The following is a 25809-nucleotide window of genomic DNA, read 5'->3' as shown; positions in this document are numbered from 1 at the left end:
CCACTCAGGAGTAATCGATGCTGACAAACTCAACCGCTGGTTCCTCGCGCATTGCTGGAACACCGCTATGGAAACCGTCGGATCGCACCTGCGCTGCACGCGCTGTCGGGGACATCCTGAACGATTTGCTCCAACGCCTCGACAACCGGACCGGCCTGACTGGATGAACAGTGAAGCAAGCTGGAAACGGCTGGTTCGGCGCCTGCGCGATTAGCCGGTTCGGCTAATCAGGTCAGGGCAGCCAAGCATGCAGTTCAGATATGGCAATAGCGAGTTGCCGACCATGATCATGGCCGCCCTTGTGAACGACGCCAACGACGCGGTCATCCACATCCAGCAATGGCCCTCCTGACATGCCCGGCGTCAGCATCTGCTGGACCTCGACCATCTTCACCGCACTCTTAGTTGGCAGGGACGTAACTGCGCCAGGTCGGATGTTCAGTCTGTCGCCGGGTCCATAACCGGGATACCCGATCGCGGTCGTGGCATCGCCTGTCGCGGCTGCCTTGCCGGCGGTTTCGAGCTCATAGAATTCGTTGTTGGGGATTGCATGGTCGAGAACGGCCAGATCGCGATCTGGGCATCGATGCTTCACGGACGCCGCGAATTTATTCGACGGCTTCGTCGGGTGATACAACTCAACTATACCGGACGGCGATATGCAATGCTCTGCCGTTACCAGACCGACACCCTTCATGAAAAACGCCGTGCCTTGGTCACCCCCTGTTTCCCAGTGCTCAATCAGCCACACTGATCGTTCTCGTATTTCTTGGGGACTGGGCAAAATATCGAGCGCGAGCGGCGGGAATGCAGCGTTGAAACGGGATGCGACACTCCGAAAGACTGGGTCAGATGCGCCTTTGATGTACCCCAACCACGATACCTTGCCTTGCAGGTGCTGGCCGACGTCAGCTTTACCACCATGCAAGGATTTGAATTTTGCCTGGGCGGCGGCCAGTCCCAAAGTTTCAACAGAGTAAAGGGCTGCCCGCAAATTCCTCACAAACCGCCGGTCGACATTGAGAGCCTCGTTAATCCGGATGCCTGTCACGGTGCGGCGCGAATGCTTGTCAGCATAGTGAGCCTTGTCCGGGTTCAGCACAAACCCGTTACCGCTGAAAATCTGCTTAAGTTTTTCCGACAACAGATCCGGTGAGAAATGCCCTGAAGCCGGTGGTGTCGTTTCGAACAATCCCATTAGCGGCTGGTAGCTGGAAAAGCTCAGGTCGTCCGCATAGCGGGTGTAAATGCAACGGGCGTCCTTGGCTAACTCCCGCAGCCTCCGATCCAAGCGGAAGCAAACCATATTGGACAAGATCGGACTGCTCGGAGCGCCTTGGGGCAACGTCCCATTGAGGCAGCAAATTGTCGCAATAGCTTCCGCGACCTCGCGCTTCATGCCAAGCGAACGCAGCACGCCCGTCACGCGTCCGTACGAAATGGACGGGAAGAAATCCTTCAAATCCAAGTTGACGATGAACTTGCTGCCCAGATGGGACTGAGCATTGGTCTTCACAGAACGACCGATCACGAACCCGTGAACAGGGTTGCGCCTCCGATAGAGAGGCGTCAGCAAATCGGCGATCTTCCTCTGCAACATCTTCAGCCGACGATCCGGCGCATTAATCACCCTCGCCTTGCCAGACTTCTTTTTAATGTCGAATTTATGGTACATCCTACCGGCGTACCAACTAATGACATTAAGTTCGGCACGGCCAACGCCAAGATGAGCAAGAAGACTGGCCTCACTCATCAACTCCGGCGGCAACTTCACGAAACTCACTGGTCCAAAAATATGGCCCATAGGTGGCACGGGGTCTCCCTTCCAGTCACGCCAGGAATTACCGAATGATCATGGCGGGCATGATATGTGCAGACATTTACTCTTACGCCGCAGTTACTACAGCGCGTATGCGAGGGGAGAACCCCGTAAGAGAACTCTAGCAGCTTGATTTCAGGTGCGAAACGACCTTTTAGCATTCGAGTCTGAAAATCGCAGCTAGTTCCAGATTAGAGGCCAAAGGCTCCGCCCATCACTTAATGCAATGATGGGCAAAACAGGCGCGGCCATATGGCCGCGCCTATCATTTCTTACTTCAGCTTGTGGTTAGCGGAGACGAAGGTGCCGTCCGGCTTCAACGCGACGTACAGCAGCTTGCGAGCTTCCGGTTCAGCTTCGTTGCGGAAGATCACCACATCCTGACGGGCGCCCTGAACGGTCCGCGACTTCGTTTCCACGAACTTCGCCTTTGACCAGCTCGCCGGCAATGTGCCCTTGGTGATGAGCTTGATGACATTGTCCTTCGCCACCTGCTGAACAGGACGATCCTGCTCTTCTTCATCATGATTGCCATGCGCCATCACCGTAAGCGCTGTTCTGCCCCCACCTTGCGCGTTTGAAGCGTAGCGCCGAGTTTCCGCGCCCTGATTGGGCTGGAGTGCGCTGCTACTATGATAATCTCGGGTGATGATCCTGTGAGCAAGGGCGCGCAGCGGTTCGAGGTGTTTACGGGCGCGGGCAAGCGGCGAGAGTGGCCGCCCGAAGTGAAGGCCTCGATTGTTGCAGAGTGCTATTCGGGCCGGGACGGGGTCAGTGCCGTGGCTCGCCGGCATGGGCTCGATCCCTCTCAGGTTTACGCGTGGCGGCGGGATTTGCGCAAGCAGCTCGAGGCCAAGGGGGGGATCCTGCCTTCGGAAGAGCCGGAAGCGGTCGCGTTCGTGCCTGCCGTAATCGAGCCCAGCGCGGTGTCCGGTCCTGCTCCCACGCGGCGTCCCCGCCGTCGACGTTGCGCAGCAGCTGCAGCTGTCGAGCTGGAGATCGACGGTGTGGCAGTGAAGATCGGCCGCAGTGCCGACGTCGGTGTGATTGCCGCGGTGATCGAAGCGCTCAAGGCGACGCGATGATAGGACCTGGGGCTGGCGCGCGCGTGATGGTCGCGACGCGCCCGGTGGATTTCCGCAAGGGACCTGACGCCCTGGCCGCGCTGGTCGGAGCCGAGTACGGCGGCGATCCCTATTCGGGCGTGATCTACGTGTTCCGGGCGAAGCGTTCGGACCGGATCAAGCTGGTCTGGTGGGACGGCACGGGCCTGTGTCTGATGGCCAAGAAGCTCGAGACCGGTGGCTTCAAGTGGCCGGGCATCCAGGACGGCGTGATGCGCCTGACCTCGGCGCAACTCGGTGCCCTTCTGGAGGGTCTGGACTGGCGCAGAGTGCACGGTGGACGCCGTCCCATTGTCCCGCAGATTGCCGGTTGACGGGGCCTTCGCCTACTGATTCACTGCCTGCCATGCTCATGGAAGCGGACCTCCCCGACGACGTTGAAGCGCTGCGTGCGCTCGTCCTCGAACAGGCCCGCGAGCTCGACACGCTCAAGGTTTTCCAGGCTGATGTGGAACGCCTGAAGGCGATCATCGAGGCTCTGCAGCGCCACCGTTTTGGACGCCGGTCAGAGCAGTTCGATCCTGATCAGTTCGAGCTTGCGCTGGAAGAAGTCGAGACGGCGTTGGCTGAAGCCGAGCATGCCAGGGACAAGGCAAGCCGGACTCCCGCCGAGCGCCCCCGCAAGAGCAACCGCGGTTCGCTCCCTGCCCATCTCGAACGGATCGAGCAGGTCGTCGATGTCGAGGACAAGGCCTGTCCGTGCTGCGGCGGCGCGCTCCACCAGATCGGCGAGGATGTAGCCGAACGCCTCGACGTCGTGCCCACGACCTTCCGTGTCCTCGTCACCCGCCGCCCGCGCTACGGTTGCCGCTCGTGCGAGAGCGCCATTGTGCAGGCCCCGGCACCGGCGCGGATCGTCGAGGGCGGCATTCCCACCGAAGCGCTGATCGCCCAGGTGCTGGTCGCCAAGTACGCCGATCATCTACCGCTGTACCGCCAGGCGCAGATCTACGCCCGGCAAGGCATCCAGCTTGATCGATCCACCCTGGCAGACTGGGTCGGACGGGCAGCTTGGTATCTGCGCCCCTTGCGCGATCACATCCTTGAGCGATTGCGACGATCAGAACGACTATTTGCGGACGAAACTACGGCGCCGGTGCTCGATCCGGGGCGTGGGCGAACCAAGACCGGCCAGCTATGGGCCTATGCCCGCGATGACCGACCTTGGGGCGGCGATGATCCGCCGATGGTCGCCTATGTCTATGCAGCCGATCGCAAGGGCGAACGGGCAGAAGCGCATCTCGGTGATTTTGCAGGTATCCTGCAGGTCGATGGCTATGGCGGCTATGCCGCGCTCGCCAGGCGCCGCCAGCAGATCAGCCTCGCTTTTTGCTGGGCACACGTCCGGCGCAAGTTCTACGAGCTGGCCGACAACTCGCCGGTGGCAACGGAAGTGCTGCGTCGCGTCGCCTTGCTCTATGCCATCGAAGATGAGGCGCGAGGATTATCGGCGGAGCAACGCCGGGCTGTTCGCCATGACCGCAGCCGCATCATCGTCGATGATCTTCGCCAGTATCTCGAGGCCCGCATCCGCCAGGTCAGCGCCAAGAGCAAGCTCGGCGAAGCGATCCGCTACGCGCTCACCCGCTGGGATGGGCTGTCACGCTTCCTCGAGGATGGCCGCATCGACCTCGACAGCAACACCGTCGAACGCTCTATCCGGCCCCTCGCGCTGAACCGCAAGAATGCCCTGTTCGCCGGTTCCGACGAAGGCGGCGACAACTGGGCGGTGATCGCCACGCTCATCGAAAACTGCAAGCTCTCCGGCATCAACCCGCACATCTGGCTGACCGATACGCTGAACAGCCTGGCCAACGGTCATCCTGCGAACGGCGTCGCCGAACTCATGCCTTGGACCACCGTGGGCTGAGAACACCGCTTACCCATCACCGGGGACACGGGAGCGAGAACAACGACAGCTGCGATAATGAATTTACGCATCAGATTTTCCTTCTCTCATTATGAGTTGGGTCAGGGCTTGGCTGCGAAGGCGGAAAAGCCACCGGTCGCAGATGCAGTGATGGTGACAGGCTCGCTGGTCTTGTTCTTCCAGTACCAGCCATGCGTACCGTCGAAGGGGGCTGTGAAAGATCCGCTTTCACCGGCCGACGTGCCCTTCTCGTAGCTGGTGTATTCACCTTCAGGCGCGTTGAATTCCTCGCCATGCAATTCGTAGCGGATCTTCGCGCCATCGGTTTTCCAAGCGTAGCGCATCGCGCTGCCGGCGGTCATTACTGCCTTGATCTCGCGCCCTTCGTTGGGCTTGAGCGTAATGACGACCTGGACCGGTTCACCCGGGGCAGCCACGGCCGGCTTGGACGCCGTTGGCGTAGCCGGTGCGGACGACGCCACTGGCGCAGCATCATGTTCAGCCTGCTTCATCTCGCCCATCGGGGTGAGGCCGAGGGCGCCACCGACGCCGGTCGGATCGACGCCATATTCCGCTGGCAGCACGGCCGTCACCAGGATGGCCGCAGCGGCACCGAAAGCGATGAGTGTAGCCCGATTCAGTTGGCTAAGGGTGGGCAGTTCGCCCGGCATGGGCGAGTGGGGACGGGTCATGAAGGATCTCCCAGGAACAAGCCGGCGAGCTGATAGCCGGTGAGAACGAAGCCGGCGGTCATCAGCACGACGTTCGCGGTGAAGGCATGTTTGGCGAAGCTGCGCGTGCGCCGCCAATATCCCATGATGATGAGGATGGCCGACAGAGCCAGGATTTGGCCCATCTCGACGCCGACGTTGAAAGCGATGAGATTGGTGATCAGACCATCAGACGATAGCGCGAAATCCTGCAGCTTCGTCGCCAGACCGAAGCCGTGGAAGAAGCCGAAGATCAGCACGGCCGCCTTTGTATTCGGCTGGAACCCAAACCAGCGCTGAAACGCCCCGAGATTGTCGAGCGCCTTGTAGACGACCGACAAGCCGATGATCGCATCGACGAGATAGGCGCTGACATTGGTGCCCAGCAGCACCCCTGCAATCAGGGTCGTGCTGTGGCCGATGGCGAACAGCGTGACGTAGGACGCGACCTCGCGCATCCGGTAGAGGAAGAAGATGACGCCGAACAGGAACAGCAAATGGTCATATCCGGTGACCATGTGCTTGGCGCCGAGATAGAGAAATGCCCCTATCTGAGGGCCGGTCGTTTCTTCGATATAGCCTTTGTCGCCTTCCGCAACGCCATGGGCCAAGGCCACATCGACGACGAAAAACGCCAAGGCTGTAAAGACCGCAGCATAACATGCCCACGGTCGAGCCAGTCTGAGTTTCATATAGATATCCGTATGGTCGCCAGCGCCTCGACGCCGGCAGATCAGCACCAAGTGCGAGACCAACGCCTCGCACTGCCATGCTTCAGGATATCGATGGCGGCTCGAGTAGCGGAGCCATGGTGAATGGCGCCATAAAAGGCTGGCGATGCGCGCCGCTATGGATAGCCTTCCCAGTTGGGACAGGTTTCAGCCCATGGTCATCTGGCACGCGATCACCGACTAGATGAACGTGACCGCCTCCTGTAGCGCTGCCCGGCTCCTCATGGTTTTCTGAAAAATGTTGATGCTCTGTAGTAGCCTCAACGGATGATCGGTCGCTTTTGTGGAAATGCTGTGACACGGTCAGCAACGAGCCGTGTGAGATCATCATAGCGATTACGAGCAGGACAGAGAGGAATGGATAAGTTCGCATTCGCCACTCCTTCCTTCTCTCATTCATCCAAACGGCCGTTCAACGGGCGCCAAACCGCACACACGATAGATTATCGCGAATGATTCTCAACAAAATTGCGAGCGTCAGATGACCTATTCTCGTCACGAACCAAGTCGTCGGCTGGTTCTACAGGGCTAAGGCCCAAGGGCTTGCCCGAGGTGCAGGTGCGCTCCGGCCGGTTTACTTCGCTGATGCGCAGGACGCGATTGGTGATCGTGGCAGTGATGCCTTCCCCGACATAGGTCAGCCCCTGAGCCGGAGCAGTCAGGCGGATCGGCTGCGGTTGCGCGGGTCCACTCAGGATCATCACCAGCCCCTCATCGCGGTACGCCGCGTGGAGAAGGGAGCCATCATTGCACTGAAATTCATGATGCGCTTCGCGATCACTGAGCAGCGCCTGGTCGTCGGGACTGAGTTGGCCATTGCCATCGCCAGATGAACATGACCCGGCCGCCAGCGCCGCCATCATCACGATAGCCAGCTGGCCTGACCGGACAGAAAATCGAGAACGTTCGTCAAGGAACATGGCACTTTCCAATCCTCGAGGGTCTGGCGTTGAGCAAATCATAGGTGAAGCAGGCGGCAGCTCCGCCGCCGCCTGCCTTTCGATTACGCAGTTGCCGGTTCGGAATTACCCGACGACTCTTGCGCCTGTTTCTTTTTGAGGCGCCCCATGAATGCCGTGATCGCCGGCAACACGAGTAACGTCAGCGCCGTCGACGTGATGAGGCCACCAATGACCACCGTGGCAAGCGGTCGCTGCACTTCGGCTCCCGTCCCCGTAGCGAGGGCCATCGGCACGAAGCCGAGACTTGCCACGAGCGCAGTCATCAGCACCGGCCGCACGCGCTCCATCGCACCGCCGATGATCGCCTGATCCTCCTCTGCCCCATCCTCTCGATATTTGCGGATGGCACTCATCATGACGAGGCCATTCAGAACAGCGACACCGGAGAGGGCAATGAAGCCCACCGCAGCCGTGATGGAGAACGGAATCCCGCGCAGCAGCAGAGCGAAAACACCGCCCGCGAGAGCCATGGGCACCGCACTAAACACGATCGCTGCTGGGATAGCGCCGCCTAATGCCATGTAGAGAAGTGCGAAGATCGCGGCGAAGCAGATCGGCACCACGATCAGCAGGCGCAGACGCGCCGACTGAAGGCTTTCGAACGTGCCGCCCCAATCGGTGTACATGCCAGCAGGCAGTTGGAGTTCGCCCACCTTCTGCTGCGCCTCTGTGACGAAGCCGCCCAGATCCCGGCCACGCACGTTGATCTGCACGATCACCATACGCTTGCCATTCTCGCGGCTGATCTGGTTCAACCCCGATGTGAAGCTGAACCGTGCCACCTCGCGGAGCGGGATGGACCTTGCCACCTGACCTTCTGGGGTAGGCAACATCACCGGGATGGACCCCAGCGTTTCCAGATCGTCGCGCTGCGCATCAGGCAGACGGACCACGACCGAGAAGCGACGGTCACCTTCGAACAGCAGCCCGGCTTCCCGGCCCCCAAGAGCAGCCGCAACGGTATTGGCAACCTCTTCGACCGAAAGGCCGTAACGTGCGACCGCCAATCGATCGATCTTCACGTCAAACGTCGGCGCGCCGGACGTCTGCTCGGCACTGACATCGCCAGCACCGGGGATCTTCCGAACCACCGCAGCAATGCGCTGCGCCTGCTGGCTCATCTGATCGAGGTCATCGCCATAAAGCTTGATGGCCACGTCAGCCCGAACGCCGGCGATAAGCTCGTTGAAGCGCATCTGGATCGGCTGCTGGATTTCCGTCCGGTTGCCAATCAGGGGCTTCATCCTCGCTTCGATGCGCTTGAGGATATCGTCCTTGCTCTTCACATCCGACGGCCACTCACTTTCGGGCTTGGGGATGACATAGGTGTCCGAAGCGTTTGGCGGCATCGGGTCGGTACCCAGATCCGCGTTGCCGTTCTTCGAGAAGACGAGCGCCACTTCCGGCAGCGTCTTGAGAGTATTCTCGATCCGCAGTTGCATCTCGGTCGACTGGTCGATCGAAGCCGATGGCACGCGGAAGTTGGTGACCGTTATGTCCTTCTCGTCAAGCTGGGGCATGAATTCCTCGCCCAGCAGGCCGAAGCACAGGACGGCTGCCAGGAACATGCCACCGCCGGCCGCAATGAACGGCAAGGGACGCGCCACGGCTTTCTTCAGGAGCGGCTCGTACTTTTCCTTGAACCAACGGATCGGCTTCACTTCCGTCTCGCTCACTTTCCCCTTGATCACGATGGCGATCATCGCAGGGATAAAGGTAATCGAGAGGATGAAGGCCGAGGCCAGAGCAATCATGAGCGTAACCGCCATCGGTGAGAAGGTCTTGCCCTCGACACCCTGGAAGGTCAGCAGCGGCACGAACACGAGGAAGATGATGAGCTGCCCGTAAACGGTCGGTCGAACCATCTCGACCGCAGCCTCCGTCGTCTCGCCCAGCCGCTCCGACAACGTCAGCAGACGCCCTTCATGTTCCTGCCGTTCGGCAAGCCGTCGCAGCGCATTTTCCACGATGATCACGGCGCCGTCGACAATCAGACCGAAGTCGAGCGCGCCAAGACTCATGAGGTTGCCGGATTCCCCGATGGCGTTCATACCGCTGGCGGTCATCAACATGGTCACCGGAATGACCGCCGCCGTGATCAGCGCCGCGCGGATATTGCCGAGCAGCAGGAAAAGCACCACGATGACGAGAAGCGCGCCTTCGGTCAGGTTCTTCTCGACCGTCGAAATGGTCGCATTCACCAGCTTCGAGCGGTTATAGACCGGCTCGGCAAAGACGTCTGGCGGCAGACCCTTGTTGATCTGCGTGAGCTTCTCTGCCGCGCTCATCGCCACGATGCGGCTATTGTCGCCCACCAGCATCAGGACGGTCGAGATCACCGCTTCGGATCCCATGCGGCTGCCGGAACCGGTGCGGACCGCGCCACCGATGACCACTTCACCGACATCACGCACGCGGACCGGCACGCCAGCACGGGTCGCAACGACCGCCTCCTCGATTTCCTCAATCGACTTCAGGCGCGCATCGGCGCGAACCAGGAAACTCTCCCCGGCTCGCTTGATGTAGTTGGAGCCTGCCGACAGGTTCGCCCGCTGGAGAGCATCAGCCAGTTCCGTCACCGACAGGCCATAGGTGGCCAGCGCGTTGAGATTGGGCTGCACCAGATACTGCTTCACGAAGCCGCCGTTGGAATCGACGCCGGCTACGCCTTTGACATTGCGCATTTGCGGACGGATGATCCAGTCCTGCACGGTGCGCAGATAGGCCGCCTTCGCCAGTTCGGTGGTCAGTCGCTCGCCTTCAGGCGTGAGGTAGCTGCCGTCCGACTGCCAGCCCGGCTGACCATTGACGATCTTGACGTTCTTCCCATCGGGATGACGAAATGCCACCGAGTAGAAGAAGATTTCGCCAAGGCCGGTGCTGAGCGGCGCCAGATTGGGCTGCACCCCGGCAGGCAGGCTGTCCTTGGCCTGCGCCAGCCGCTCCGTCACCTGCTGGCGAGCAAAGAAGATGTCCGTGCTGTCCGTGAAGATCGCCGTCACCTGGCTGAACCCGTTGCGCGTGAGCGACCGGGTCATGGTGAGACCTGGAATGCCGGCAAGGGCCGTCTCGACCGGATAAGTCACCTGCTTTTCCATGTCGACCGGGCCGAGCGTGGGATTGAAGGTGTTGACCTGCACCTGACGGTTGGTGATGTCCGGGACGGCGTCGATCGGCAGCTTGGTGATCTGCCAGCCGCCAAATCCGACAATGGCGAGTGTCAGGAACAACACCGCCCATCTCATCCTGACGGATAGACTGAGGATACGCGCAATCATTCTGCCGACTCCTTCTCAAGCTCAGCCTTGAGGAGGAAGGCGTTGGTCGTCGCGATCTGCTGCCCCGCCTTCAGGCCAGCCGCAATCGCAACCATGCCGCCACTGCGACTGGCGACCTGAACGGTCTGTGCCTTGAAGCCCTTGGGCGTGCGAACAAAAACCACTGTCCGTTCGCCGACTGTCTGGACCGCATCCTGTGGCACCGTGACACCGCTCGCACCCTGACCACCGCTGGCGAAGATACGTGCCTGCACAAGCTGTCCTGGAGCGATCACGCTGCCACCGCCGCTCGGAGTGATGACGACCGTGGCTTGCCGGGTCTGCGCGTCGACAACACCGGTCGCCGAGCGCACACGCCCTTCCACCTTCTGGCCGTCGGACGTCGTGAGTTCCACCCGATCGCCAGCCTTTACCCGGCCAGCGTCAGCCACAGGAACCGCAGCCTCAATCTGGATGCTGCGCGGATCTGCGACCCGAAATAGTTCAGTCTCCGCCTGGACGAACGAACCCAGACTTGCCGTTGCCGATGTAATCCGGCCAGAGACCGAACTGACGACAGATACGGACCGGCCATCGCCAGCAACTCTTGCTGCACGCGCAGCCGCGTCCGCCTGGCGCGCTTCGGCCCGGGCTACCGCCAGATTGGCTTCGGCCGTTTCATAGTCCGCCCGCGCCGATACACCTTGCGCCAGCAGGCTCTTCTCGCGGGCCAATTGCCGCGCAGCCAGCGTCGCGCGCGCCGCCGCAGTCCCACGATCGGCCGCGATTGCCGAGGCATCACGACTTTCCACCAGCGCGATCGCCTCACCGGCCTGAACCGTATCACCGATACGCTTGAAGATGCGCGTCACCGTGCCTGGCGCTCGCGCGGTTAGAACAGCCTCGGCATCAGGCGTAGCTTCGACCGTGGCGCTCGCCATGACGATCCCCGAGAGACTGGAGCCGGAGACGGCTTCGACCGAGATTGCCGAGGTCTTGATGCCGTCCGCAGTAATTTCCACGGTATCGGCAGGCTGGGCCTCTGCTTCCACAGCGCTTTCCTCAGCCACCGGTGCGCTGGGCGCTGTCATGCGGGCCACGCCGAAGCCGGCTAGTGCCGCCAGAATGAGGCCGACCGCAGCGCCGGCATAGAGTTTGTTGTCGGACTTCATTGGACGGGTTCTCCGGTAATGGTGCGGCCCTCAAGCCGTGCAAGGCTGGCGCGGGCATCGAACTGGGCAGCGCGGGCATCGAGCACCACGCCGCGAGCAGCTCCCAGGCCATGGCGTGCAGCTAGCAATTCGATCAGCGGGGACTTCCCCGCTTCATAGGCGATACGTGCAAGCCGATAGCTTTCTTCAGCCGTGGATAGCGTTCTATCCGCAGCCGCTGCTCTGGCGTCTGCCGCTTCGTTGAGGGCAAGCGAAGCCTGGATTGCAGCCTCGGCCTCCAACCGGGTTGCCGCCTCCCGTGCCTGCGCGCCGCGCAGTTCAGCCTGCGCGGCATCGATGTTGCCGCGATTCCTGTCGAAGAGCGGGAATGGCACGCTCACAGCTGCCAGTAGAGCATTCGCGTTATCGACCTCAAGCCGTCTAACGCCGACGGACACCGTCACGTCAGGAATGGCCTGCCGCTTGGCGGATGTTACGCGCCGCGCGGCAGCTTCTGCGTCAGCTTTCGCTGCCAGATAAGGAGCCGTCTGCGTCGGGTCGATCGGCCCCTGCCCCTTCATCGGCGCCAGCCGGTCCAACATGGGTTCGGCAAGAGTCGAGTAAGACACCGACTGACCACTGAGCGCAGTCAGGCGGGAATAGGCGCCAACCCGCTCTGCTTTGGCCGTATCGACGACAGCCCTCAGCGAATTCACTTCGGTTTCAGCCTGAAGGCCACGAAGCCGAGCTTCCTTGCCCGCTTCAACCAGAGCGCGGGCGGCCTTAAGATCCGCTTCTGCTTCTTCCAGTTCATCTTCAGCCAGCCCGATCCTGCGATCGGAGACTTCAGCGCCAGCATAGGCACGCGCCAGTTCATATGCATAGGACAGCCGCCCGTCACGCGTACGCGCCTGAGCAGCGACCACGCCTGCTTCGCCTGCCGCAATGCGAGCGGAGCGCTTTCCGAACAGCTCAAGCGGCTGGTTTACCTGGAGCGTGTTTTCCGCACGACCGAAGCGGTTGTAAGGGCGTTGCCCGCCCACATTCTCCGTCATGACGCTCACGGTCGGATTGGGATAGGCGCGTGCCTGCCGTGCCAATCCTTCGGCTCGATCTACTTCGGCTTCGAGCTCCAATTGACGTGGCGCTTCGCTGGTTTGCCGAAAAAGCTCGGCAAATGGTGGCGCGACTTGCGCGCTTGCAGCCGTGCCACCCGCCATAAGGCAGGTCGCAACGACCGCGCCGGATACCGCAATACGCGGCAGCCGGCCTCGAAAGGCTTGCATTGTGTAATTCCCTCGTAGGTCTGATCAAAAGATGCGCGCAAATGCGCGCCAAGGATCAGGCCTCGGGTGGTCTCAAGAGAGAAGCTGGCCCCGTGGAACCCAACGCGGCAGCGTGGAACAGCTCCCAACGCCCAGCGACCGGCGCAACATCTGCAACTATGACGGGCTGCGACGGGAGATCTGTCGACTGATGCGCGGCATGTGCAGCAATGTGCATCATGTCTGCCAGGTCAGGCTGGTCTTTCGACTCATGCCGGTCATGGTGATGGTCGTGATCGGCGACGCTGGACGCGACCTGCTGGGCCGCATGCGCCTGAGGCAGGGTGTCATGCCAAGTTGTCAGCAGGGTCACACCCAACAAAGCGAGCAGGCCGCACAGCGTCGACACGCGCCGACGCCATATAAGCGCCGTGCTGTTACGCCGGGATGAGTGCAATGCTCGCATGGCGCGCACGCTATCTTCGTCACATGCACTCGGCAAGCCGGATCGACCGAAAGAACGAGTCATGATCTTGGCCAATGCTGATGAAGATCGTCGATCACATAGGCGTGGCCAGCGCTTTGGCCATGTTTGTCCCGAAGGTGGGGATGGTCTGCATCAAGATCGACGTGATCATGTGGAAGTTCGTCAGGATCCGCGCTCGGCCACAGCAAATAAGCAGCGATCACACCAAAATGCGCGATGATCGACATGGCAATGAACGTCATTACCTGATTTTCTCTCGCGCCAAGCTGGCCAGCAAGCGGATAGCAGATCAACCAGCTTCCGTGGCTCAGGGCAAACTGCGCCGCAAAGAGTGCAGGCCGATCTTCCGCATTGGCCGACCGTTTCAATAGCCGTCCCGACGGGGTGACGCTCATCGAATAGGCCATACCCAGGACGAACCAACCCGCGAGCAGTATGGACCAATAGTTGGAAGAACTGCCGAACCAGTGCGTGAGGGCACCCATGATCGCAAGCCCCCAAGCCAGCACTGCTGCGGCAGTGATCATGATCGAGCGGTCGGATATGCGGTCGAGAATACGGGGCAACCCCAGCGCAGCGAGGATAGAGCCTCCACCAAAGGCTGCTAGTGTGAAGGCAACGTCCCGCTGGCCAAGGCCAAGCTGGTCCCGGACAATGACGACAGTGTTGACGATCACCATCGAACTCGCCGCCGCCGACGCAAAGGTCAAGGCGAGAAGGCCGCGCAGCCGTGGCGTCTTGAGGTAAATCCGCATACCCCTGGTGGTCTTGGCATAAATGCCGGTGCGCACTTCCTTACGGTTAAGCGCTCGAGGCAAGGTGGTCGACAGGACCAGAATGGCCGAACCGACGAAACCGACCGCCGTGCCCGAGAATAACCAGTGGAAGTTGATGACAGTCAGCAAGGCAGCCGCGAGCATCGGGCTCGTCAGGCTTTCCATATCATAAGCCAGCCGCGACAGGGCGAGCGCCTTGGTATAGTCGCGCTCTTCCGGCAGAACATCGGGAATGGTCGCCTGAAAAGTGGGCGTGAACGCTGCCGAAGCAGACTGAAGCACGAAGATCAGGACGTAGATCTGCCAGATCTCGCTGACGAACGGCAGGCAGATCGCGACGGCGGCGCGCAGCACATCCATCGTGACGAGAAAGGCGCGACGCGGCAGCCTGTCGGCAAAGGCGCCTACGACGGGAGCCACACCAATATAGGCGATCATCTTGATGGCCAGCGCGGTCCCCAGCACTGCGCCTGCCGATCCGCCGGCAATGTCATAGGCGAGCAGCCCCAGCGCGACCGTAGCCAGCCCGGTTCCGACCAAAGCCACCACCTGCGCCAGGAACAGGTGACGGTATGTCCGATTGCTCAACACCGAAAGCATTGCATGACCTCATCACGAATCATCCTCCCCGGGGGGATATGAATGAGGCTTGCAGTATCCCCCCGGGGAGGATACTGCAAGCCTCATTCCTGGAGTAGATTCTGCATGGCTGATCATCAGCACGAGACGCACCCTGCGATCATAAAGCGATTGAACCGCGCTGGCGGCCACCTGCGCAGCATCGTAACAATGATCGAAGAAGGACGCTCCTGCGTCGAGATCGCTCAGCAGTTGCAAGCAGTCGAGAGTGCGATCGTCAACGCCAAGAAGACCCTGATCAACGACCATATCGATCATTGCCTCAGCCATAGCCAGGATAGCGGCGGCGTCTCCAAGGCTGTTGAAGAATTCCGGGCAATCTCACGATATCTGTAACGCCATTTCTGTTATAGGCCTCCGAGCGCAACCCGAACTGAGCATGTGAGCCAAGGCGACATGACACAGCTGATCCGCTGCATAATGCTGACAGTTCTGGCAATCCTCGCTCAAGGAGCGGCTGGAGCCGCCCTGCCGCACGCGCCGCTTCAGGGACATCATTACGAATATACCCATAGCGATCCAGTAGGTAAGGCGCACACTGAGCCGGCGGATCTGGTTGATGGGCAGACGGACGAACTTCCTGACGGTTCTCACCGTCACACCGGTCATCACACGCACGGATCAGCAGACGACGTCAGGATAGCTGGTGTAGGCGACCGGCACCGCCGTATTCTCAAGCGTCAGTTCCGTCGGTCTGATGACCTACAGCTGACGATCGTACCCTCCCCTCCGCTGCTAGAGCCGCCCTCCGCCTGATGCCGCAGCGCCCTTTTCGCAGGGCGCCCGACCTTCCGATTGGTCTGACCTGCCAGTCTGGCAGCGGCTGTGATGCTTTACGTACGCCGCTGCCTTCGGCACGTTCGAAAGGCATCTTCTGTGGCAACACCGCATTCTGGCGGGCGTCCTTTGCGTCCGCACCCACCTGCTATCGTGCTCGGGCTCGATAGCGCGATCAATCTCAGCATCATCCGTGAACTCGGCCAAAAGGGCGTGCCGGTCATCGGCGTCGGTACGGCCGCAACCTCAATGGCTGCAGCCTCACGACATTGCTCGCAAGCCATCATCCGTCCGGCCGGGCCAATCATGTCCTGGATGCCCGACATCGTCCGTCGCACGGGCGCGATGGCACTATTCGCTGTGTCCGAAGCCGATTTGCTGCAACTGGCGTCAGGACCGAAGTACATTGGCAAGTGCGAGGTTCTGACGCCCCGCTTGGAGCAATTGCAGCGGGCGCTCAGCAAGAGCGACACACTGAGCGAAGCCAGAAAGCTCGGGTTCGACGTGCCGCAGACATGGCAACCTCGAGCCGGCGAAGATTTCGCCGCGCGGATCGCTGAGCAGAGCTTCCCCGCCATCGCCAAATGGGACAACCCGAATGACATCCTCCCCCTTCTCGAAGAGGCTGGCCTCAAATGGGAGAAGGCAGAGTTCGTCAGCAATGCCGGCCAACTCGACCGCTTGCTTGATCGCTTCCAAACAATAGGCCGCTGGCCCCTGATCCAGTCCTATTGCGATGGCGTGGGGCTTGGCCAAATGCTCTACATGAGGCGTGATCGCGCGACCCTGCGCTTTCAGCATGTGCGCCTTCATGAATGGCCGCCGGAAGGCGGGGTGTCGACGCTCTGCTACAACGAGCCACTCCATCAGCATCAAGCCCAGATGAAATTGTCGGAGCGCCTGCTTCAGGAATTGGAGTGGGAGGGCCCCGCCATGGTCGAGTATCGCTATGACGCGGCACGGAAGCGCTATTGGCTCATGGAAGTAAACGGCCGGTATTGGGGCAGCCTCCCGCTCACTCGCCATTGTGACACGCTCTTCGCCTGGGAAGCCTATCGACGTTCGGTCCTGGGCCAGGTCGTTGACGCGCCGGTGGGCCGGCAAGACATAATTCAGGCACGCTATATGATTCCGGAAACCAAGCGGCTCATGCGCCTGCTCATCAGGCGCTCTCGCGTTGATGAGCGCGTCGCTGAATATAGCCGCCTGCAGGAGCTGCGATCCTACCTCGCGGACTTCGTGCGCCCAAACATGCGCTACTACGTCTTTGACAAGGACGATACCGGCCCATTCTATCAAGATGTCCGCAACATGGTTGGGAAGATTTTCAAGGGGGGCGGCCATGACCCTCGTTGAACAGAAGGTCGATGTGCGTTCTGATCGGCTTAAACAACAACCGGTCAGCGGCCCGTTCAGGAACAGGCTGAAGGAACTCGACGCCCTGCGCGGGATCGCAGCGATCAGCGTGATGCTGTTCCACTACACCTCGATCTATCCCGACTTCTTTCCCGAGCACCGCAACATCGGCGTGAGATTCGATGCCGGAGGCTATGGCGTCTTCCTGTTCTTCGGCATCTCCGGTTTCGTGATCAGTCGGACGCTGGAAAACACCGCGGGCATCGCCGACTTCACCATCAAGCGTGTTGCCCGGCTCTTCCCAGCCTATTGGGCGGCGGTGCTGATCACGACGCTGGTCGTGCAATGGAGCGGGACCGAACGTCTACAGGCGGAATTCGAAACGGTCCTGATCAACCTCACCATGTTGCAAGGCTTCTTCTTCGTCCCGTCTGTCGATGGCGTGTACTGGACGTTGACTGTCGAACTTGCCTTCTACATCTGCGCCGCCCTCGCATGGACGGCGCGCAGGCGGGTGCGCATCGAGTACCTGCTTGCTGGTTGGATGGCAGTTGGCGCGATCGCCTCCGTCTCCGAGATAGCGCCGTATCGGGTACAGATGCTCCTGGTGAACCAATACAGCCCGTTCTTCGCCATTGGTGTGCTCACCTACAGAGCGTGGTCAGCACAACGGCGCTATCTCGACCAACTTCCCTATTTCGCGATGGCGCTGGCGATACTGGGCTTCAATGGCGGCGCCGCCTTCCTGATCGCCGGGGTCGGAATTCAGGTGATGCTTTGGCTGGCCATCAACGGCCGCCTGTCCGCGATCACTCATCCTATTCTGCTGTATCTCGGCGCTCTCAGCTACCCGCTGTATCTCATCCACCATCACGCCGGCTTCGTGCTGCTCCGGGCAATCGACCGCGCACAGATAGGCCCCTTCGCGGGGGTCATCGTCACGTCGGCAACGATGCTTGGTCTGGCAGCCCTCCTGCACCACGGCATCGAGGCACCTGCGGAGCGGGCCATCCGAACATGGTGGCTTAGGCGCCTTAGCCCCCAGCCAGTCTGATCGAGCTTCCTCTTCGGTCGCCATCCGCGCGGCCATCTGCACATCATGAAAGACCCAATATGCTCTTTGGCAACACCGTGGCCCTCGGCCCCATTTTCCCTGTCGATCTCGAGCGCCTGTTCCGCTGGATGGACAATGCCGACGACGCTCGCCTGAATGAACCCTACCGACCGCTTAACTGGCAGCATCAGGAAGCATTCTGGCTAAATGCCGATCAGGACGCCTCACGCGTCTTCTTCGCTATTCGCGTGCAGGACGCTCCACATATTGTGGGATTCATCCAGATCCATAAAATCCACGCCATCCATCGATCGGCCCTGATCGGCATCCGCATCGGTGAGGTCGAAGACCGCGGCAAGGGCTTGGCAGCAGACGCAATGGCAATCGCCATTGAATATTGCTGGCGCGATCTCAACCTGAGCAGGCTCGAGCTGACCGTCTTCGCGCATAACGAGCCCGCACGGCGGCTGTACCATCGGCTGGGTTTTGTCGAAGAGGGCATCTCACGCAACGCGCTCTTCATGGGCGGGAACTGGATCGATGTGGTGAACATGGCGCTGATGCGACCAGATCGCGTCGCCCCTGAGGGTTAGGCATTCATGCCCGGTTAGGGCGGAGTTGTTAGGAACAGCAATCCCGCAAGAAATTGAGACCATGAAACCGACGATCTTACTGACCGCCTTGGCCCTATGCTTGTCCGCATGCGGTCCCGTCCATCCCAGATGGAAGAACGAAAGCTCCCATGACATCCGGGTGACCTATTTCAAAGGCACGGCGCACTACGGGGTGCTCATCAAGCAGGGTCGGGAAAATGTGCCGGTCGCACCTTTCGACTTCCAATCGGTTGAACGGATCGAAATCGAAGATAGTGGCCAGATACAGCGGCTAACCAAAGCCGCTGTATCGCAGATGCACACCGAGTGCGGCCATGGCTATTCCTGCCGCATTCGATACGGAGACGATCACCAGTTGAAGGTCGCGCCTGGCTAACAGCTTCCGCTTGCCACCCATCGCACTGACGACATCAGCTGAAAAGCTGGTCAGTCGTCGGTGCGATCATTCGTCAGGCCCTTTGCGCGCAGTTTGGACAGGCGCTGCGGTAAATCCGCAGCAACCTTGCGCGCCTCGCCCGGGCGCAGATTACGCCAACGGCGCACTTCCTCACGAGAACGGCCGCAACCACGGCACCAGCCGGATGAGGCGTCGAAACCACAAAGGTCAATGCAAGGCGAGCGCACAGATCATTCCATCGAATTTAATTGAATACCCTACCCCCCTACCCTATACGGCATCGTCCTACCAGCAGCAATTTGCTGCATGACATCGAGGCTGCCGAGGGAAAATGGCTCACATCAATGAAAACCGAGACGCGCTACTCGGGCGAATCAAGCGCATCGCGGGCCAGGTTGGCGCAGTAGAGCGTGCGCTTGGCGGCAATGCGAATTGCACCGAAGTCCTCCATCTGGTCGCAGCCGTCCGCGGCGCCGTGAATGGGCTTCTCGATGAGATCATCGTCGAACATCTGGAGGCCCATGTCGCACGCGACGGCCTGTCTCCCGAAGAACGCCAGCAAGGCGCAGAGGACCTCGTCACGATCATCCGGAGGTACAGCAAGTGAGCACCAAGACCGCCGTGCTGGCCGACACCGGCCACCTGGCGCACGAACATATGTTCCTGGCCGCCAGCCATGACGACAATGCCCGCCGGACACTCTGGGTCGTGGCGCTCACCGCCCTCATGATGGTGGCAGAGATCGTCGCTGGTTACACTACAGGATCGATGGCCCTACTGGCTGACGGCTTCCATATGGCCACCCATGCCGGGGCGCTTGGTGTTGCGGCCGGTGCCTATGCCTATGCGAAACGACATGCTCATAACGGCGACTTCAGCTTCGGCACCGGGAAGGTCGGCGATCTCGCTGGGTTCGCATCGGCCCTCGTCCTGGGTATCATAGCCCTCGCTATCGGCGTCGAGTCCGTCATGCGACTGTTCGAACCCATCAACGTCGCCTTCGCGGAAGCCACATGGATCGCAATCCTCGGGCTGCTCGTGAACATAGCCTCGGCCTTTTTGCTCTCCGGCGGCCACGGTCACGACCATGGGCATCACCATGGTCACGGACATCACCATGGTCACAGCCATGGTGGCGACAACAATCTGCGTTCCGCCTATATGCACGTGCTCGCCGATGCGCTGACATCGGTGCTAGCGATCGCAGCACTTCTGTCCGGCCGCTATTTGGGCTGGGTATGGATGGATCCAGTCATGGGCATCGTCGGTGCCATCGTCATTGCGCGCTGGTCATGGTCGCTCATGCGCGACACAGCCGCCATTCTCCTAGATCGCACCGATCGCCACGTAGCCGATGAAGTCCGCGAGTTGGTCGAGACGACTGGCGATGCGCGGATCACCGACCTGCACGTGTGGAAGGTCGGCCCTGAAGCTCACTCGGCGATTGTCGGCGTCGCTGCCCAACCGGGCGTGGATGCGGCGGAAATCCGACGGCGCCTGGTGCCCGTTCATGAGCTCCAGCACCTTACCGTCGAAGTCGCGACCGTGGCATAACCGACAGGAATATCGTGATTTATCCCACATTTTCTGGAATCGCGAAAATGTGGGATAAATTCCCACAGACCCATAATCGGTGCCTATCATCTGAACGCCAAATCAGATGTACCGTCGATAGTCAGCGCTAACCGACTGCCCCTCCTCCAGATACTTCAGCACCTCGCCGACCTTACGAGCAGCGCGAATGGGGACCGGTAGACGCTGATTCATCTGGGTTGAATTCCAGTTGATCTTGGTCAGCGAAAAGACCTCATCAGCAATCTGTGCCACTGTGCTGTCGCTGCTAGGATGAGGACATAGGAGCAGCGGCCGCGGCACATACAGGCCTGGATATGTGCCGTAATACGGGATGCTGCCGTTCGTGTAGAGTAACCCTTTGCCGTCCAGCTCGACGAACGTACCTCGCAGAACCGGATAATCGCCATCTCTTAGGATTTTGGCGTCATACGACTCTTGGACCCAGACAAGATCGCGAAACTCGGTTTCTGCTTCGTCGAGCGCGCGAAGAATGCCATCGGCCTCTTCAGCCCGAAAGCGCGATGTTTTCAGAATGATCACCCGCGCTGGCGGATGCTTGTGATGGTCGCGATAGGCTTTGAGCGCGCCCTTCACGAGATCATAGGCGTCGCTTTCGGTCATGTAAGGATGCCGGCCTCGCGTCTCCGTCTGTGCCCGCTTGCCCTTCAAAATGAACCCACGGCCACGTTCGTCGAACATCTGAGCCGCACTGGTCCAAAGCTGTTGGCCGCTGACATCCCGGTAAAAGCTGACCCCGATATAACAGGCGCGAAACTCGCCTTCCTTCGGCAAACGACGCCACGGGATACGCCCCGTCCCCTTGTAATAGAGGGTGGTTAGCAGGTTCCAGGTCCGCCCGGCCTGATCCTGGATCTTCCGATCGCTGCTGACCTTCACCTTCCGAGGGATCTTGGCCTTCTCGTCAATTACGTCTTCCCAGATGATCTGGATTGGGAAATTGAGCGGCATCGCCTTGGCCTTGAGGAGACCCCGAAAATTAGGAGCGTCAGAGCCGCCTGCATCTTCTTGTTCTGTGGTACCCTCGGCATCCGTCTTGGCGTTCCAAACCCGCTCAATGAGCGCAACCGGAAGCGCCACCAATGCGACGTCAGGCCGGTTTCCGCTGTCATCGATCGCCTGGAGACTATCCATGATGGCATCGACTGCCATCTCAACGGCCTTGCCGTGATGAGGCTCTTTCAGGATCCGGTCGATCTGTGCTCTGGTCAGCGTGCTACAAGCCTCATCATCAACTTCAAAGCCGCAGCGGAAAGGGTTGTTGTTATGAAGGCCCGGAAAATGGGGATTCATGTTTGGATGGCTTTCCGCCTTCGACGCGAAGCCGCTAGCCGCCGCCACCAAGAACTGCTTAGAGCCCTCGACGGTCTTGGCATCGCCTACGACACCTACGCGAATTTTATCGCCCAACGGAGCCTGTAAAGGACCAGCGTCGGTTAGGCCGAGGCGAGGATCCTGATGGCTATGCTGGTCGCCGAACTCGAGCAGCGGCTCGTCGAATATCCGACATTCAAACTTCATCGAACAATGACCCCGACGTCTCACCATCATCTTGCTCTGCGGCCGGCCGCCGTCCCCAGACATCATCCGGTACGGTCGTTGGCAGTTCGATCTCCGGGGGCGGATCAAAGCGCAACACCACTGCTGGCCCGACAGGCTCGGCGAACAGATCGGTGCCACCTTCCTCATTCTTTGTGAGGAAACGATGCCACATGATCACCTGCCCCCGTATCGCCGCATTATTTTCCAAACGCTTCTTCCCCGACAGCAACGCGTCGGGGAATGGATGACGATAGTAGCCGTTTGTCGTGAAGTGGTAGGTCGGGCTGACCATCAAGAACCACTGATCCATCATGCACTCAAATTTGGGTGCAAAGGCGTGATGCCGCACGAAGCCGACCTTGTCTTTCACCTTGGTGCTCATGGTGACGTTCACCACGTCGGCCTTCGTCTTCACCTTGGCAGACTGATAATGGAACGTGCGAGGCTGGCTGTCTTCAAGCGCCCTGACATAAAACACCCGACCATCTTTGTCCCATGCCAGGTCGTCCTGCATCTGGTGCTGGAGCGTCTGACGCAACAGGAACGCGAAGTTGTTCTGCTCGTCAATGTCCTCATGATATCCGATCATGCGGGTCTCGACGGCTTCCACTTGGTCCAGATCGACTATGGCGCCAGTCACCGCTTCGCGGGGATCATGGAACGACCAAAACGTCCCATCCTTGATCACCCAGTCGTACCGCACCGTTTCACCCGTGTCGTACATCTCTTTGATCGCGCTCTTGCGATCGAAAGGTGTACTCGCGACGAATATCTCAGCCGGCAGCTTGATCGGCAGCAGGTTGACCAGTGCGGTTTCACCACCACCCAACGGCGGGACATAGTAGCCAAAACCATTGATAGGGACCGTCAGGGCCGCAAGCCTATCAAGAGATGACTTATCGAGCACGTCCCGAGTCTTGTCGAAAGTGAGGCGGCGCTGCTCAACGCCTGGTTGCGACTGGACCTGAGCCCAATAATGGCTGTCGTCGCTTTCTCGGTACATCACCACGATGACCGGCAAATTGGACGTCTTCCAATATTGGAGGTCTTTCACGTCGAGCAGATACGTAAACCCAGCTTCCGTTTCGGACGTGTATTTGCCAGCCCGGGTCGACTTGATCTGGACAGCGATCATCCGCGCTGTCGGCTCACCCTCAATCATGACCTCCGCCAGCCCATCTATGCCTGCTTCCAGTCGACTGCGATGGTCAAACTGAAAGCCCATGGACAGGAACCGCTTGCGAACGGCCGCTTCTCCCAGCTCGCCGATGAGCTGATTATCGGTGATCTTCTTCCCCATGAGCCAATGATAGAACATCTTGGCAACGACGCTACAGTGATTTTCGGCTGCGACGTCCCTTTTCTTACCGAAAACTGTGGATATCGATCATGTTACGATGTGCCACTGGATGAATATCATCCAAGCTTGCCTGCACTTCCAATATCCATGCCACCTTAACGGACATGATCGGTGAAACGTCCGATCACGTCCGTCAGGGATGCTTGCTGCCTTAGAGCCAGCGAACCCGGCCGGTCGATAGTTCGTACACGGCGCCCACGACCTTCAACTCACCACGCTCTTGCGGCTCTATCAACATAGGCTCCGAGAATTTCTGCAGGCGTTCGACCATGCGCCGGACATTTTCCTCGACAGCGGTATCGACCAGCTTGTCCTCGCCGACATTGCGCTGAGCTGCCAGGACAGCCGGCACGATCGGCTCGATCATACGAGCGATGCTGCCCGGGAACCGTGTATCCTTCGTCACGACGTCTGCCGCCGCCGCGACGGCGCCGCACTTCTCATGGCCCAGAACGACGATGAGCGGCACCTTCAGCACCGCCACGGAATACTCGATGGACCCCATGCCAGCAGTGTCCACGTTATTGCCGGCGGTCCGAACAATGAACAGCTCGCCAAGACCGGCACCGAATAGCTGTTCTGGACCAACACGGGAATCCGAGCAGCCCACCAACGTCGCAAACGGCTGCTGACCTTCTGCCAGCGCCAAGCGCCGCTCGCGTGACAAGTCGGCCGGCACCGGCGCATCGGCCACGAATGCCTCATTGCCGTCGACCAGACGCTGCAGGGCCTCGTCCGGGGTCGGTTGCGTGCTGATTACACTTGCTGTTGCCACTTCATACTCCTTCAAATGAATGGGGGCGCAAGGCAGATAGGAACCGTCTGTCGCCGGCGCCCAACTCGATCGTAACGACTGATTTCCGCCCCTTTACGTCCTGTTGGAGGGTGTAACGGCCACGTCCGGCCTTTGATCCCCTACCCTACCACTGCGTTCCCGCCACAGGAGGAAGCGGCCCCGGGCCCTTCCTCCCCAGAGACTCCAAAAGGTCGATTTCGATCGTCCGACACATCGTCGATAGCGGCACGTCATGGACGGTATTAGCAAACGGGTCCGTCAGATCCTGCCCGATCCGCAACGCAGCCAGGAAGATCATCCCGATCAAGGTCGATCCTATCGGTGTGTAGAGATCCAGCGTCTCTACCAACGAGATCGGTAACAGCACGCAGAACAGCCGCGTGAAGAAGTTCGGCATGAACTCGAAGCCGCTGGGCAGCGGCGTGTTCTTGATCCGCTCCATGCCACCCTGGGCATTGGCGATGTCGATCATCACTCGTTCGAACAGGGACTGCTGGATGGTGTCGATCTTCCCATCGGTCCGGGCGCCTGACACTATGCGGGACATATCCTCAAGCAGCGCGTTGGGGCGGTTCGTGCGCTCGGCAGCGACTTCGGCCGCTTCCTTGCCCGCCAGCCGCTCGATGTCCTCTGTCGGATCCTGCCCCCGCAGCCGGCACCGCATCGCGTGCGCGAAGGATATCTGCCGCAGCACAATGGCTTCCGCTTCCGGGCCAGCCGGCAATACATTGCGGCACAACCGGGCCATGCTGCGCGACGCGTTGATCAAGGCGCCCCATAAGGTGCGCGCCTCCCACCAGCGGGCATAAGCGGCGTTAGTCCGGAAACCGAGAAACAAGGCAATGGCCGTGCCGAAAAGCGCGACCGGCAACGCCGGCTCCTTGATCGGCATGTATCGGTGGAAGATGGTGACCGCCACATCCCAGGCGAACAGGATGGTCAGTGGCTTCCAGATTTCGAGGATTATCCGCTGCAGGCGGGGACGCGCTCCGACGATCATCGCGGTGCTCCATTGTCTATGATGTGAGAGGTGTAACGCCCAATTCTTAAAATCAGGGGGCCACCAAGGAATCAGGCTGACGAGCGCCAGTTCGGTTCAGGATGTCGAAGTTGCCCTCCGCAAAGAAGCCGATGTGCGCCGGGTTGGGCGATAGGTTGCTCCACGACCACTCATACAAGCTGCCATGCTGGGGGCGTAACTCCCCCCGCTGAATGCCCGAAGCAATCGTATCGGCAAGAATGGCCCCTTGGTGCCCATCTTCCAGGCGAAGGCGATAGCGGACCTTCGCCCCGCGACTGTCGCTTACGAACCGTACTGTCCCCTCGCCCGCCACATAGGCTGCTACCCGCTGCGTTTGGCCCGGCTGGATCGTGAAGTGCACACGCTTCCTGGCGGGAGGATCATTGATCGGTGCGTGTAGTCCGCGGGACATCGCCCACACTCCCACCACAGCGAGAGCGACGCATATCAGTATGCCTGTCCCGACGAAGATGGCGTCGAACCTCGCGATCTTCACCACGCCGCTTCT

25 protein-coding genes are annotated in these 25809 nt (G+C 60.2%); 10 read left to right on the top strand and 15 right to left on the bottom strand.

Translation table 11 applies throughout. The features are described from left to right. Window positions 1-232 precede the first annotated feature (232 nt). Together U0025_RS01790 and U0025_RS01785 are read right to left on the bottom strand one after the other, a co-directional pair. Window positions 233-1804 (bottom strand): reverse transcriptase domain-containing protein, encoded by a 1572-nt coding sequence (locus U0025_RS01790; RefSeq protein WP_037480011.1) that lies wholly within the window; start codon window positions 1802-1804, stop codon window positions 233-235. A 287-nt stretch (window positions 1805-2091) separates the two neighbouring features. Then, window positions 2092-2361 carry a DUF6488 family protein gene (locus U0025_RS01785; RefSeq protein WP_004210825.1) on the bottom strand — a complete coding sequence of 90 codons (270 nt, stop codon included), beginning with the start codon at window positions 2359-2361 and terminating at the stop codon, window positions 2092-2094. Between the two features lie 114 nt (window positions 2362-2475). Here U0025_RS01785 and tnpA point away from each other — a divergent pair, with 114 nt between their 5' ends. The 3 genes from tnpA to tnpC are packed head-to-tail and all read left to right on the top strand — an operon-like array spanning window position 2476 to window position 4813. Then, the gene (tnpA, locus tag U0025_RS01780; protein ID WP_279731898.1) at window positions 2476-2904 is read left to right on the top strand and encodes an IS66-like element accessory protein TnpA; all 429 of its coding nucleotides are present in this window, start codon (window positions 2476-2478) and stop codon (window positions 2902-2904) included. 26 nt (window positions 2905-2930) lie between these two features. Further along, on the top strand, window positions 2931-3257 hold the full coding sequence (gene tnpB / locus U0025_RS01775; RefSeq protein ID WP_206434212.1) for an IS66 family insertion sequence element accessory protein TnpB: 327 nt from the start codon (window positions 2931-2933) through the stop codon (window positions 3255-3257). A gap of 32 nt (window positions 3258-3289) precedes the next feature. Then, complete coding sequence (gene tnpC, locus U0025_RS01770) at window positions 3290-4813, top strand: IS66 family transposase (protein ID WP_004209593.1); 1524 nt, start codon at window positions 3290-3292, stop codon at window positions 4811-4813. 101 nt (window positions 4814-4914) lie between these two features. Here tnpC and U0025_RS01765 read toward each other — a convergent pair whose 3' ends face one another. The 7 genes from U0025_RS01765 to U0025_RS01735 all read right to left on the bottom strand — a co-directional run bounded on the left by U0025_RS01765 (window position 4915) and on the right by U0025_RS01735 (window position 14752). After that, window positions 4915-5505: a hypothetical protein gene (locus tag U0025_RS01765; RefSeq protein ID WP_004210823.1), complete on the bottom strand. Its 591-nt coding sequence runs from the start codon at window positions 5503-5505 to the stop codon at window positions 4915-4917. Continuing rightward, complete coding sequence (locus U0025_RS01760; RefSeq protein WP_004210822.1) at window positions 5502-6215, bottom strand: HupE/UreJ family protein; 714 nt, start codon at window positions 6213-6215, stop codon at window positions 5502-5504. Before U0025_RS01760 ends, U0025_RS01765 begins: the two co-directional genes overlap by 4 nt. 482 nt (window positions 6216-6697) lie before the next feature. After that, window positions 6698-7174, bottom strand: coding sequence for a hypothetical protein (locus U0025_RS01755; RefSeq protein ID WP_004210821.1), 477 nt, complete (start codon window positions 7172-7174; stop codon window positions 6698-6700). 83 nt (window positions 7175-7257) lie between these two features. Beyond that, window positions 7258-10494, bottom strand: a complete 3237-nt coding sequence (locus tag U0025_RS01750) for an efflux RND transporter permease subunit (RefSeq protein ID WP_004210819.1) — start codon at window positions 10492-10494, stop codon at window positions 7258-7260. After that, a complete protein-coding gene (locus U0025_RS01745; RefSeq protein WP_004210818.1) occupies window positions 10491-11645 on the bottom strand; it encodes an efflux RND transporter periplasmic adaptor subunit in 1155 nt (384 codons plus the stop codon). The genes U0025_RS01750 and U0025_RS01745 overlap by 4 nt, the downstream gene beginning before the upstream one ends. Next, window positions 11642-12910: a TolC family protein gene (locus U0025_RS01740; protein ID WP_004210816.1), complete on the bottom strand. Its 1269-nt coding sequence runs from the start codon at window positions 12908-12910 to the stop codon at window positions 11642-11644. The genes U0025_RS01745 and U0025_RS01740 overlap by 4 nt, the downstream gene beginning before the upstream one ends. Window positions 12911-13414: 504 nt before the next feature. Continuing rightward, the gene (locus U0025_RS01735; RefSeq protein ID WP_004210815.1) at window positions 13415-14752 is read right to left on the bottom strand and encodes an MFS transporter; all 1338 of its coding nucleotides are present in this window, start codon (window positions 14750-14752) and stop codon (window positions 13415-13417) included. 105 nt (window positions 14753-14857) lie between these two features. Here U0025_RS01735 and U0025_RS01730 point away from each other — a divergent pair, with 105 nt between their 5' ends. The 5 genes from U0025_RS01730 (at window position 14858) to U0025_RS01710 (ending at window position 18968) form a co-directional block, all read left to right on the top strand. Continuing rightward, on the top strand, window positions 14858-15127 hold the full coding sequence (locus tag U0025_RS01730; RefSeq protein ID WP_004210814.1) for a metal-sensing transcriptional repressor: 270 nt from the start codon (window positions 14858-14860) through the stop codon (window positions 15125-15127). 747 nt (window positions 15128-15874) lie between these two features. Continuing rightward, window positions 15875-16924 (top strand): ATP-grasp domain-containing protein, encoded by a 1050-nt coding sequence (locus tag U0025_RS01725; RefSeq protein WP_004210813.1) that lies wholly within the window; start codon window positions 15875-15877, stop codon window positions 16922-16924. Next, complete coding sequence (locus tag U0025_RS01720; RefSeq protein ID WP_004210812.1) at window positions 16911-17978, top strand: acyltransferase family protein; 1068 nt, start codon at window positions 16911-16913, stop codon at window positions 17976-17978. Before U0025_RS01725 ends, U0025_RS01720 begins: the two co-directional genes overlap by 14 nt. A 59-nt stretch (window positions 17979-18037) precedes the next feature. After that, window positions 18038-18571, top strand: a complete 534-nt coding sequence (locus tag U0025_RS01715; RefSeq protein ID WP_004210811.1) for a GNAT family N-acetyltransferase — start codon at window positions 18038-18040, stop codon at window positions 18569-18571. Window positions 18572-18632: 61 nt separating this feature from the next. Next, window positions 18633-18968 carry a hypothetical protein gene (locus U0025_RS01710; protein WP_004210810.1) on the top strand — a complete coding sequence of 112 codons (336 nt, stop codon included), beginning with the start codon at window positions 18633-18635 and terminating at the stop codon, window positions 18966-18968. A 50-nt stretch (window positions 18969-19018) separates the two neighbouring features. Here the strand turns inward: U0025_RS01710 and U0025_RS01705 are convergent, their stop codons facing one another. After that, a complete protein-coding gene (locus U0025_RS01705; RefSeq protein WP_037480019.1) occupies window positions 19019-19216 on the bottom strand; it encodes a DUF1289 domain-containing protein in 198 nt (65 codons plus the stop codon). A 104-nt stretch (window positions 19217-19320) separates the two neighbouring features. Between U0025_RS01705 and U0025_RS01700 the strand changes: the two genes are divergently transcribed. After that, entirely contained in the window at window positions 19321-19596 is a 276-nt protein-coding gene (locus tag U0025_RS01700; RefSeq protein WP_004210808.1) for a metal/formaldehyde-sensitive transcriptional repressor, read from the top strand. A 50-nt stretch (window positions 19597-19646) separates the two neighbouring features. Then, window positions 19647-20543 (top strand): CDF family Co(II)/Ni(II) efflux transporter DmeF, encoded by an 897-nt coding sequence (gene dmeF, locus U0025_RS01695; protein ID WP_051156962.1) that lies wholly within the window; start codon window positions 19647-19649, stop codon window positions 20541-20543. Between the two features lie 102 nt (window positions 20544-20645). On the opposite strand, the gene U0025_RS01690 is transcribed toward dmeF, so the two are convergent. From U0025_RS01690 to U0025_RS01670, 5 genes are all read right to left on the bottom strand, one after another. Next, the gene (locus tag U0025_RS01690) at window positions 20646-22103 is read right to left on the bottom strand and encodes an argonaute/piwi family protein (protein ID WP_004210805.1); all 1458 of its coding nucleotides are present in this window, start codon (window positions 22101-22103) and stop codon (window positions 20646-20648) included. Beyond that, a complete protein-coding gene (locus U0025_RS01685) occupies window positions 22093-23424 on the bottom strand; it encodes a DUF4365 domain-containing protein (protein ID WP_037491053.1) in 1332 nt (443 codons plus the stop codon). Before U0025_RS01685 ends, U0025_RS01690 begins: the two co-directional genes overlap by 11 nt. A gap of 211 nt (window positions 23425-23635) precedes the next feature. After that, window positions 23636-24259: a carbonic anhydrase gene (locus U0025_RS01680; protein ID WP_004210803.1), complete on the bottom strand. Its 624-nt coding sequence runs from the start codon at window positions 24257-24259 to the stop codon at window positions 23636-23638. A 145-nt stretch (window positions 24260-24404) separates the two neighbouring features. Continuing rightward, entirely contained in the window at window positions 24405-25280 is an 876-nt protein-coding gene (locus tag U0025_RS01675) for a bestrophin family protein (protein WP_004210802.1), read from the bottom strand. A 52-nt stretch (window positions 25281-25332) separates the two neighbouring features. Further along, a complete protein-coding gene (locus U0025_RS01670; protein ID WP_257010984.1) occupies window positions 25333-25800 on the bottom strand; it encodes a hypothetical protein in 468 nt (155 codons plus the stop codon). Window positions 25801-25809: the final 9 nt, after the last annotated feature.

This window comes from Sphingobium yanoikuyae (assembly GCF_034424525.1).
In the GTDB taxonomy this organism is placed as follows: Bacteria; Pseudomonadota; Alphaproteobacteria; order Sphingomonadales; family Sphingomonadaceae; genus Sphingobium; species Sphingobium yanoikuyae.
This window is presented reverse-complemented; position numbering and strand designations above follow the sequence as displayed.

Excerpts from the sequence above, each read along its gene's own strand:
- U0025_RS01790 (WP_037480011.1), bottom strand. The coding sequence starts at position 1,804 with ATGGGCCATATTTTTGGACCAGTGAGTTTCGTGAAGTTGCCGCCGGAG.
- U0025_RS01785 (WP_004210825.1), bottom strand. The coding sequence starts at position 2,361 with ATGGCGCATGGCAATCATGATGAAGAAGAGCAGGATCGTCCTGTTCAG.
- tnpB (WP_206434212.1), top strand. The coding sequence starts at position 2,931 with ATGGTCGCGACGCGCCCGGTGGATTTCCGCAAGGGACCTGACGCCCTG.
- tnpC (WP_004209593.1), top strand. The coding sequence starts at position 3,290 with ATGCTCATGGAAGCGGACCTCCCCGACGACGTTGAAGCGCTGCGTGCG.
- U0025_RS01765 (WP_004210823.1), bottom strand. The coding sequence starts at position 5,505 with ATGACCCGTCCCCACTCGCCCATGCCGGGCGAACTGCCCACCCTTAGC.
- U0025_RS01760 (WP_004210822.1), bottom strand. The coding sequence starts at position 6,215 with ATGAAACTCAGACTGGCTCGACCGTGGGCATGTTATGCTGCGGTCTTT.
- U0025_RS01755 (WP_004210821.1), bottom strand. The coding sequence starts at position 7,174 with ATGTTCCTTGACGAACGTTCTCGATTTTCTGTCCGGTCAGGCCAGCTG.
- U0025_RS01750 (WP_004210819.1), bottom strand. The coding sequence starts at position 10,494 with ATGATTGCGCGTATCCTCAGTCTATCCGTCAGGATGAGATGGGCGGTG.
- U0025_RS01745 (WP_004210818.1), bottom strand. The coding sequence starts at position 11,645 with ATGAAGTCCGACAACAAACTCTATGCCGGCGCTGCGGTCGGCCTCATT.
- U0025_RS01740 (WP_004210816.1), bottom strand. The coding sequence starts at position 12,910 with ATGCAAGCCTTTCGAGGCCGGCTGCCGCGTATTGCGGTATCCGGCGCG.
- U0025_RS01735 (WP_004210815.1), bottom strand. The coding sequence starts at position 14,752 with ATGCTTTCGGTGTTGAGCAATCGGACATACCGTCACCTGTTCCTGGCG.
- U0025_RS01730 (WP_004210814.1), top strand. The coding sequence starts at position 14,858 with ATGGCTGATCATCAGCACGAGACGCACCCTGCGATCATAAAGCGATTG.
- U0025_RS01725 (WP_004210813.1), top strand. The coding sequence starts at position 15,875 with ATGTCCTGGATGCCCGACATCGTCCGTCGCACGGGCGCGATGGCACTA.
- U0025_RS01720 (WP_004210812.1), top strand. The coding sequence starts at position 16,911 with ATGACCCTCGTTGAACAGAAGGTCGATGTGCGTTCTGATCGGCTTAAA.
- U0025_RS01715 (WP_004210811.1), top strand. The coding sequence starts at position 18,038 with ATGCTCTTTGGCAACACCGTGGCCCTCGGCCCCATTTTCCCTGTCGAT.
- U0025_RS01710 (WP_004210810.1), top strand. The coding sequence starts at position 18,633 with ATGAAACCGACGATCTTACTGACCGCCTTGGCCCTATGCTTGTCCGCA.
- U0025_RS01700 (WP_004210808.1), top strand. The coding sequence starts at position 19,321 with ATGGCTCACATCAATGAAAACCGAGACGCGCTACTCGGGCGAATCAAG.
- dmeF (WP_051156962.1), top strand. The coding sequence starts at position 19,647 with ATGTTCCTGGCCGCCAGCCATGACGACAATGCCCGCCGGACACTCTGG.
- U0025_RS01690 (WP_004210805.1), bottom strand. The coding sequence starts at position 22,103 with ATGAAGTTTGAATGTCGGATATTCGACGAGCCGCTGCTCGAGTTCGGC.
- U0025_RS01685 (WP_037491053.1), bottom strand. The coding sequence starts at position 23,424 with ATGGGGAAGAAGATCACCGATAATCAGCTCATCGGCGAGCTGGGAGAA.
- U0025_RS01675 (WP_004210802.1), bottom strand. The coding sequence starts at position 25,280 with ATGATCGTCGGAGCGCGTCCCCGCCTGCAGCGGATAATCCTCGAAATC.